We start from the raw sequence: 8,510 nt of genomic DNA, 5'->3' as shown, positions 1-8,510 counted from the left end.
GCGGACGCTGACGACTCCCGCACGCAGGGCCGAACCCCACGTCCAGATAGAAACGATTATCATTTCTATACTTCACATCGTAGTCACACGACGGGGCCCGGCGCCAGAGCCCGAGGCCCGGCAATGAGAGGCAGAGCTCCATGACCGAGACTCAACCGACCTGGTCCGAGGCCGAATCGGCGCGCTACCGAGCCGCCGGACACTGGCAGGGGGTGACGTTCGGCGCCCGCCTGCGTCAGGCGGCGTCCTTCCATGGAGGGCGCGTCGCCCTGGTCGACGGCGACCGGCGGTGGACCTACGCGGACCTCGACGCCGAGGCCGACCGCGTCGCCGCCGGACTGCGCGGGCTGGGGATCGGGCGGGGCGACCGTGTGGTGGTCCAGCTCCCCAACTGCGCCGAGTTCGTGCTCGTCTGGTTCGGACTGCAGCGGCTCGGGGCGGTTCCCGTGCACGCCATGCCCGGCCACCGGCGCCGGGAGATCAGCCATCTGGTGCGACTGGCAGATGCCGTGGCCTGTGTGGTGCCCGACCGGCACGCCAGGTTCGATCACCGGCAGCTGATGAGCGAGGTACGGGCGGAGCAGGGGCCGGGCGGCTTGCTGCGGCATGTCATCGTGGTCGGCGATCCCGGGCCCTACGACGATTTCGTCCCGTTCGATGCAGTGCGGGTGGACGCATCGCCCGCGGCCAGCACTCACACCGACGCCGACGCCGACGCCGACGCCGACGGAACAGACTCCGCCGATCTCGCCCTCCTGCTGCTGTCCGGCGGCACCACGGGGCTCCCCAAGCTCATCCCGCGGACGCACGACGACTACGCCTACAACGCCCGTGCCTGCGCCGACATCTGTGCGCTCGACGCACAGACCGTGTACTTGGCGGTCCTGCCGATCGGATTCAACTTCACCTTCGCCTGCCCCGGTGTGCTGGGCACCCTCATGGCCGGAGGAACCGTCGTGGTCGCGCCCGACCCCAGCCCGCAGACGGCATTCGCCCTCATCGAGCGGGAACGCGTGACCATGACCTCCCTGACTCCGCCGCTCGTTCCGCACTGGATGGACGAAGCCTCGTCCGGCTCCTGGGACCTCGGGAGCCTCGCGGTGGTGCAGGTCGGCGGGGCACGGCTGCCCGAGGACCACGCACGCAAGCTCGGGCCGGCGCTCGGGGTGACCGTGCAGCAGGTCTTCGGCATGGCCGAAGGGCTGATCAACCTCACGCGACTCGACGACCCGGAGAACCTCGTCTGCACCACACAGGGCCGGCCCGTCTCGCCGGACGACGACGTCCTCGTCGTGGACGCGGACGGCAGGCCCGTCCCGGACGGCACGGCCGGTGAGCTGCTCACCCGGGGCCCGTACACGCTGCGCGGCTACTACCGCGCCGAGGAACACAACCGCACGGCCTTCACCCCGGACGGCTACTACCGTTCCGGCGACGTGGTGCGGCGTCTGCCGACCGGGCACCTCGTGGTGGTGGGGCGGATCAAGGACCAGATCAACCGTGGCGGCGAGAAGATCCCCGCGGTCGAGGTGGAGGAGCAGTTGCTGACACATCCGGCCATCACCGCGGCGGCCCTGGTCGGCGTACCGGACGAGCGGTGGGGTGAGCGGTCCGTCGCCTTCGTCGTCTGCGCGGGCGCGGCGCCCGGCACGCGCGAGGTCGCCCTGCACCTCAAGGAGCGCGGACTCGCCGCTTACAAGGCCCCGGACGAGGTCGTACAGGTCCCCAGCCTCCCGCTCACCGCAGTCGGGAAGGTCGACAAGACAGCACTGACCCTGCTGCTCCGACGCTGAGGCGTGGCCGGGGGGAGCGCCCGGCGGGCGTTGCGCTCCCCCCGGCGGCGGTCAGAGGCTCTTCACCCGCCGTGTGCGCTCCGTTGCTCCGGCGCGGCGCGCACCGGGCCGTCGGCGCAGGCGAGCAGTTCGCGGGTGACCGGGTGCTCCGGGGTCACCAGCACCTGGTCGGCCGGGCCTGCCTCGGCCACCCGTCCCTCGGCCAGGACGACGACCCGCTCCGCGTGTCGGGCGGCGGCTGCCAGGTCGTGCGTCACCATCACGACCGTCAGCCCCAGCGTCCGCCGCAGCGAGTCCAGCAGTTCCAGGATTCCGCTCGCCGTCTCCGCATCGAGCGCCGAAGTGATCTCGTCGCAGACCAGGACGCTCGGCCGGGCGGCCAGCGTCCGGGCCAGTGCGACGCGTTGACGCTGGCCGCCCGACAACTCCCCCGGTCGGCGCCCCAACACATCCGGCTCCAGTCCGACCAGACCGAGCAGCCGTACGGCTTCGTGCGCCGCGTCCTGAGCCGGCCGGCGCCCTATGCCCGTGAGGGGCCGCAGGAGTGCGGTGCGTACGGATTCCCGTGGGTTGAGAGCGCCGCGCGCGTCCTGCGCGACGAGCTGCACCGGGGCGCCGCCTCCTCGCCCCGCGCCGCGCTCCCGCCACTCGACGCTGCCCCGTGTGGGCCGGTGGAGTCCCGCGAGACACCGGGCGAACGTGGTCTTCCCGGACCCCGAGGGACCCACCACGGCGGTGCAGCGGCCCGCCGGGACGGTGAGGGAGATGCCGTGCAGCACGGAGACGCGGCCGTGCGCGGCGTCCAGCCCGTGTACGGACAGCTCTCCGACGGCGGCAGCGGGGGCAACGCTCCGCGGATCTCCCCCGCGGGGATGGGCGACCCCGTCCGACGGCAGCACAGGCATCGGCGCCTTCGGCACGCCGACCGCGGCGATCCGGCCCCCCTCCAGACGGATCACGTCGTCCGCCACGGACGCGATCCACGCCGGGTCGTGGCTGACCAGCAACGCGGAGCGGTCCCCGGCGGCCAGGACCTCGCCCAGGAGCCTCCGCATCCCGGCCGCCAGAACCGTGTCCAAATTGCTGGTGGGCTCGTCCAGGACCAGCAGGCTGGGCGCGCCCGCCAACGCGAGAGCGAGGGCCACACGTTGGGCCTGCCCTCCCGAGAGCTGACCCGGCAGCCGTCGCTGGAACGCCCGGTCGGCCGGGAGCCGCACGGACAGCAACAGCTCCTCGACCCGCGCCCGGACGTCGGTCGAACGCTTCACGGACGCGCGCAGGCGCACCGCCTCGGCGATCTGCGTGCCGATCCGCAGCGCGGGGTTGAGTGACGAGGCGGGGTCCTGGCCCAGGAACGACACCACTCGTCCCCGCAGGCGGCGGGCGCCCCCACGGTCGAACGGATCGAGGCCGGCCACCCGGACGGTGCCACCACGGACCTCCAGGCCCGGACGGACATGTCCGAGCAGGCTGTACGCCAGACTGCTCTTGCCGGATCCCGACCTGCCCACGACCCCAAGGACCTGCCCGCGCGAAACCGAGAGGACCGCGTCGCGCAGGACGGGCGGACCGCCGGTCGCCGGACCGAGTGTCAGCCCGGTGACCTCGGCGAGCGGGCCGGTGCCGGTCAGGCGGCCCGGCACGTGTCCGGTCATGCCGCCCCCCGCCCCACCGTGTCCGCCAGCCGCCCGGCCAGCAGACCGACGCAGACGGACAGCAGCACGAGCAGCATGGCCGGAGCGAGGAACGGTGTGGCGGCCAGCGTCGCCCCGGGGACATTCTCGCTCACCATGCGGCCCCAGTCGGGCGCCGCTCCGCCCTGCCCGAGCCCGAGGAAGCCCGCCGTGGCGGTGAGATGCAGGGACGCGACCAGGCGCAGCGCGGTGTCCACCAGGGCCGGTCCGGCGATGTTGGGCAGCACGTCGTGGCGCAGTACGGCCCACCGGGTGTCGCCCCGGGCCAGGGCGGCCTCGACGTACCCGCTGGTCAGGACGGTGTCCGCCGCGGCGCGCAACACTCTCGTGGAGAACGGCGCGGTGGCCAGGGCCACGGCGGCGACGACGGCCGTGCCGCTGCCGGGGAAGCCGGCGGCGAGGACAAGGACGATCAGGAGAGCCGGAAGCACGGCCAGGGCGTCGACGCAGCGCACCATCAGGTCGCCCAGTCGCCGGGACGCCATGGCCGCCAGGACGCCGGCGGACATCCCGACGGCGCCGGCGGCCGCCGTTCCCGCGAGCGCGGTGAGCACGATGGTCCGGCCGCCGCTGAGCACCCGGCTCGCCACGTCCCTGCCCAGTACGTCGGTGCCGAGGAGAAACTGTCCGTCCGGCTGCTGAAAGGGCGCCGCGAGCCGCGCGGTGGGGCTGTACGGCGCGGCCAGCGGGCCCAGCAGGGCGAACAGGACGACGAGCAGCGTTCCCGCGCCGACGAGCAGCGGCGGTCGGCGGCGGGACGGTGTGCGGTGAGCGGCCGGACGCTCCCGCCGCTGCGATGTCGGGACTGTGGTCATCGGCCGTGCCTCTCCCGCGCGCCGAGCAGACGCGCGCAGATGTCACCCAGCAGGAGCACCGCGAGCATCACCGCGACGAGCGCGGTGGCGATGCCCTGCACCATCGGCACGTCCCGGGCGGCGACGGCCAGTTGCAGCTCCCGGCCGATGCCCGGGTAGTCGAACACGTTCTCCACCACCACCGCGGAGCCGACCAGCGCCCCCGTGGTGAGGGTGAGCGCCTGAACCGCGGGTCCCGCGGCATTGGGAAGGATGTGACGAGCGGCGAGCCGCACCCCGCGGACTCCGTTGAGCCGCGCCGCTTCGCAGTACGGTGTGGCCGCCGCGTCCGCGACGGAGACGCGCAGCAGTCTGGTGGCGACGGCGAGGCCGACCGCGCTGAGCGTCAGTACGGGCAGGGCCAGGGCGCGTGGCACGTCGAGCGGGGTGCCTCCCAGGGGGATGACGGAGACGCGCGGGAGGACCTCCAGCCATACCGCCAGTACCGCGATGAGCAGCGCCGCGATGACGAACTCGGGTACGGCCGCCAGGACTTGAGCGCCTGTCGAGACCAGGCGGTCGGCGCCGCCGCCGCGCAGCCCGGTCCACAGCCCGAGCAGCGTGGCGAGCGGCGCGGTGACCGCGAGGGTCAGTCCCGCGAGCAGCAGGCTGTTGGGCAGCCGAGTGGCGAGGACTTCGGTGACCGGCCGCTCCCCGATGAAGCCACGGCCCAGATCTCCTCGCAGGGCGTCGGCCGCCCAGGACGCGTACCGCTCGGCGGCGGGCCGGTCCAGACCGAGTTCGGCGCGGACGTCGGCGCGTTGTCCCTCGGAGGCGTCCACACCGGCGACCGCGCTGACGGCGTCTCCCGGGAGGACGGCCGTGGCCGCGAAGATCGCGGCCGACAGCAGTACCAGCAGGACGGCCGCCCCCGCGAGGCGACGGCCGACGAACGCGAGCAGGTTCACGCCAGGGACGCCTGGGAGAAGCCGGGGAACTGTTCGAAGAGGTCGTCGCGTATCCCGCTGACCCCCTCGGCCTGGGCGTTCAGGTTCGGCTTGAAGACCGGAAGCACCTGGTTGCCCTCCTCCCAGCGCGTGCGCTGCGCCTGCGTGCCCAGTTGCTTCGCCTTGGACCGATCACTCTCGGCACGGGCCCTCGCCACCAGGGTGTCGGTCTCCGACTCCTTCCAGCCGAACGCCGACGGCGATCCGCCCGCCGTGCTCATCTGGTAGGTCGAGAGCGCGGGGATGGGCATCTGGTACGAACCAGCCAGCGGCAGCGCCGCGTAGGTGGCGAAGTCGGCGTAGAGCTGCCCTGCGGGCAGTTCGCGGACCGATGCCTGAACGCCGGCCTTCTTCAGGTCCTCGACGAAGAGAGTGGCCATCTCCACCATGCCCGGTGTCTCGGGGCCGGTCGTCAGCCGGACCTTCATCCCGTCGGCGCCGGCCTCCTTGAGGAGTTCGCGTGCCCGCGCCGGGTCGTGGGCCCGCTGGGGCAGGCTCTCCGCGTAGTCGGGAAAGCCCATGGAAGGCAGGTCGTTGCCGATCTCGGCGTCTCCGTAGAACACCGTCTTCACCATGGCCTCCCGGTCGACCGCGAGCTTGAACGCCTCCCTCACCCGCGGGTCGTCGAACGGCTCGACGCTCATGTTCATCTGGAAGGAGAGCCCGACCAGGTAGGGGCTCTTCGTCGGGACTAGCCGGACCTTCGCGTCGTCCGCGAGGGTGCGTGCGGTGACGGGTGAGAGGTCGTGGGCGAAGTCGATCTCACCACTCGTGAGCGCCCCGGCCCTGGCGGTCGAGTCCGCGATCGACCGCAGCTCCAGGCCGTCCAGGTGAGGCACGTTGCCGTAGTGGTCGTCGAAGCGTTCGAACGCCGATCCCTGACCGGCCGTGAACTCGGTGAGCCGGAAGGGCCCGCAACTGGGCATGCCCTTGCGGAAGGTCTTGGTGCCGTCCTTGACGACGAGGAAGTTGCCCTGGCAGAGGATCATGCGGCCGTCCGCGATGGGCCGGAGGGTGGGCAGTACGACCTTCAGGTCACCGTCGGCCTTGGCGCGCGCGAGGTCGAAGTTCGCGGCGGCCAGCCGGTACACGGGCAGCATGCTCTTGCCCGCGAGGACGCTGAGCGAGTGCAGGATGTCGGCGGAGGTCAGCTCGGAACCGTCCGTGAAGCGGACGCCGGGCCGCACATGCAGTGTGTAGGTCGACAGATCCGCGGAGAGGTCGATGCCCTTGAGCACGCCGTAGCGCACCCCGTCGGGGCCGCTGGGATCGAGGTTGCCCAGGGTGCCGTGCCAGGCCCGGGCGCGCACCAGATCCAGTGCGGACGGGCCGTTGAAGAAGTCGAGCGTCTCGGAGGCGCCCCCTCCGACGAAGGCGGCTCGCAGGGTGCCGCCCGAACGAGGCGAGGAGCCCGGTCCGGGCTTCCGGCCGGAGCCGGGCTCATCGGTGGAGCACGCCGCCAGCAGGCCGGGCCCCACCGCCAGAGCGGCGGCTCCCGCCGCACCGCGGCGGAGGAAGGTACGGCGATCGAACTGTCTGGACATGCTTCTCCTTGACGTTCTGCTGAGCTGGACCGGGCGCCGGGGAAGTTCGCGGCGCGTGAACCGAGGCCGATACCAAGACAGGCGGCCGGTGCACGAGTGCACGTAGCGAAGGGCTGCTGGGCTACCGCAGGTCGAGGGCACCGGACGGGCATGCCCGCACGGCCTCGTGCACGGCGTCCGACTGGGACACCGGTGGCCTCTCGTCGAGGACGCGCACGAGCCCGTCCTCCTCGTCCTGGTCGAAGACGGCCGGCGCGGCGAGCACACACTGTCCCGCCCCCACGCACCGATCCCGCTCCGCGCTGATCGTCCCGTCACCCGACGCCCGGCCTGCCAAGGTCATGCGGACCCCTCCCCTGCCGCCGCACACGCGGCTGCCAGTGCGGCAACCAGACAGTAATCGATAACGACTTCCATATTCAACAACCTGGGCCGAATACGGGCGGGTCAGCGACGAACGTGTCAACCACCACAACAGCCTCGGTGCCCGCGCGAGTGGGACACCCGCGTGGGCACCGAGGCTGTTGCGTTCGGGGTGGATGCCGGGGCTGAGAGCACCCTCTTCCATGGCCAGGCGCCCGGGACAGCCCGTCGGCGCGATCCCGTGCCTCAGCGTGTCTGTCGGATCGCCTCCTCGATGATCTCCAGTGCGCGGATGCTGTCGTTCGGGTCGACGGGCAGCGGACCGCCCTCGCGCAGGGCAGCCGCGAGCCGGCGGTAGAACTCGCGGTAGTCGCCGGCGTGCAGGGGCACGTTCTGTGTGCCCTGGGGGTCTTCGACTACGGCGGCCCGTCCGTCGTCGTGCAGTCCGAACCCGGTTTCGCCGGGCCTTCGTCCGGCGATGGACTGCGCCTCCTGCGGGTCGAGTCCGTGCGAACGGAAGACGGCGCGAGATCCGCTGACCCGGAAACGGGGCCGTGGGGCGGGCGCCACCGTGCTCATCCACAGTCTCGTGCGCACACCGGAAACGTGCCGCAGGGTGAGGAAGGAGTCGTCGTCGCTGCGACTGTCGGGCCGTCGCCGGTCGCGTTCGGCATGGATGTCGGTGACCTCGCCGAACAGTTGGAGTGCCTGGTCGATCAGGTGCGGCCCGAGATCGTAGAGGACGCCGCCGCCCTGGTCGGGGCCCGCGAGGTCCTTCCATCCGGTGCCGGTGTCCGGCTGCCACCATTCGAAGGCGGAGTCGAACTGGCGGACCTCACCGAGTCGGCCGCGCGCGATGACATCGCGGAGGGTGAGGAAGTCCCCGTCCCAGCGCCGGTTCTGGAAGACGGTCAGTACGCGCCCGGCTTCCCTGGCCGCGGTGGTGATCTCGCGGGCCCCGGCGGCGGTCACGGCGATCGGTTTGTCGATGACGACATGCGTTCCGGCCTCGAGTGCGGCGCGGGCGAGCGGCGCGTGACTGTCGTTGGGGCTGGCGATGACGACGAGGTCGAATTCCCGCGCACTGGCGAAGAGTGCGTCCGTGTCGGCGAGTATGTCGGTCTGGGGGTACGAGTGACGGGCGGCTCGCTCTCGTTCAGGTGATCCGGTGACGATGGCGCTCAGCGCATAGTGCGGATCCGCGGCGACAAGCGGCGCGTGGAAGACGCGCCCCGCGGTGCCGAAACCGATGATGGCGGTACGAATGACGCTCATGGAGTGGTCCGTCCTCTTGTCCGCTGGTGGTCGTGCGGTC

Annotated in this window: 7 protein-coding genes; 1 reads left to right on the top strand and 6 read right to left on the bottom strand. The window is 72.0% G+C overall.

The features are described from left to right. Positions 1-140 precede the first annotated feature (140 nt). Positions 141-1,793 (top strand): (2,3-dihydroxybenzoyl)adenylate synthase, encoded by a 1,653-nt coding sequence (locus CTZ28_RS16975; RefSeq protein WP_121890246.1) that lies wholly within the window; start codon positions 141-143, stop codon positions 1,791-1,793. Positions 1,794-1,855: 62 nt separating this feature from the next. On the opposite strand, the gene CTZ28_RS16970 is transcribed toward CTZ28_RS16975, so the two are convergent. The 6 genes from CTZ28_RS16970 to CTZ28_RS16945 all read right to left on the bottom strand — a co-directional run bounded on the left by CTZ28_RS16970 (position 1,856) and on the right by CTZ28_RS16945 (position 8,470). Beyond that, positions 1,856-3,448: an ABC transporter ATP-binding protein gene (locus CTZ28_RS16970; protein ID WP_121890245.1), complete on the bottom strand. Its 1,593-nt coding sequence runs from the start codon at positions 3,446-3,448 to the stop codon at positions 1,856-1,858. Further along, the gene (locus CTZ28_RS16965; protein WP_121890244.1) at positions 3,445-4,302 is read right to left on the bottom strand and encodes an ABC transporter permease; all 858 of its coding nucleotides are present in this window, start codon (positions 4,300-4,302) and stop codon (positions 3,445-3,447) included. The genes CTZ28_RS16970 and CTZ28_RS16965 overlap by 4 nt, the downstream gene beginning before the upstream one ends. Continuing rightward, positions 4,299-5,249 (bottom strand): ABC transporter permease, encoded by a 951-nt coding sequence (locus tag CTZ28_RS16960; protein WP_121890243.1) that lies wholly within the window; start codon positions 5,247-5,249, stop codon positions 4,299-4,301. Before CTZ28_RS16960 ends, CTZ28_RS16965 begins: the two co-directional genes overlap by 4 nt. After that, positions 5,246-6,832: an ABC transporter substrate-binding protein gene (locus CTZ28_RS16955; protein ID WP_121890242.1), complete on the bottom strand. Its 1,587-nt coding sequence runs from the start codon at positions 6,830-6,832 to the stop codon at positions 5,246-5,248. The genes CTZ28_RS16960 and CTZ28_RS16955 overlap by 4 nt, the downstream gene beginning before the upstream one ends. A 121-nt stretch (positions 6,833-6,953) precedes the next feature. Beyond that, positions 6,954-7,175: a ferredoxin gene (locus CTZ28_RS16950; RefSeq protein WP_121890241.1), complete on the bottom strand. Its 222-nt coding sequence runs from the start codon at positions 7,173-7,175 to the stop codon at positions 6,954-6,956. A gap of 266 nt (positions 7,176-7,441) precedes the next feature. Beyond that, positions 7,442-8,470, bottom strand: a complete 1,029-nt coding sequence (locus tag CTZ28_RS16945) for a Gfo/Idh/MocA family protein (protein ID WP_121890240.1) — start codon at positions 8,468-8,470, stop codon at positions 7,442-7,444. Between the last annotated feature and the right edge of the window lie 40 nt (positions 8,471-8,510).

The organism is Streptomyces shenzhenensis (genome assembly GCF_003688995.1).
Lineage (GTDB): Bacteria > Actinomycetota > Actinomycetes > Streptomycetales > Streptomycetaceae > Streptomyces > Streptomyces shenzhenensis_A.
Note: the sequence above shows the minus strand (reverse complement) of the source record. Positions and strands in the feature narration are given on the sequence as shown.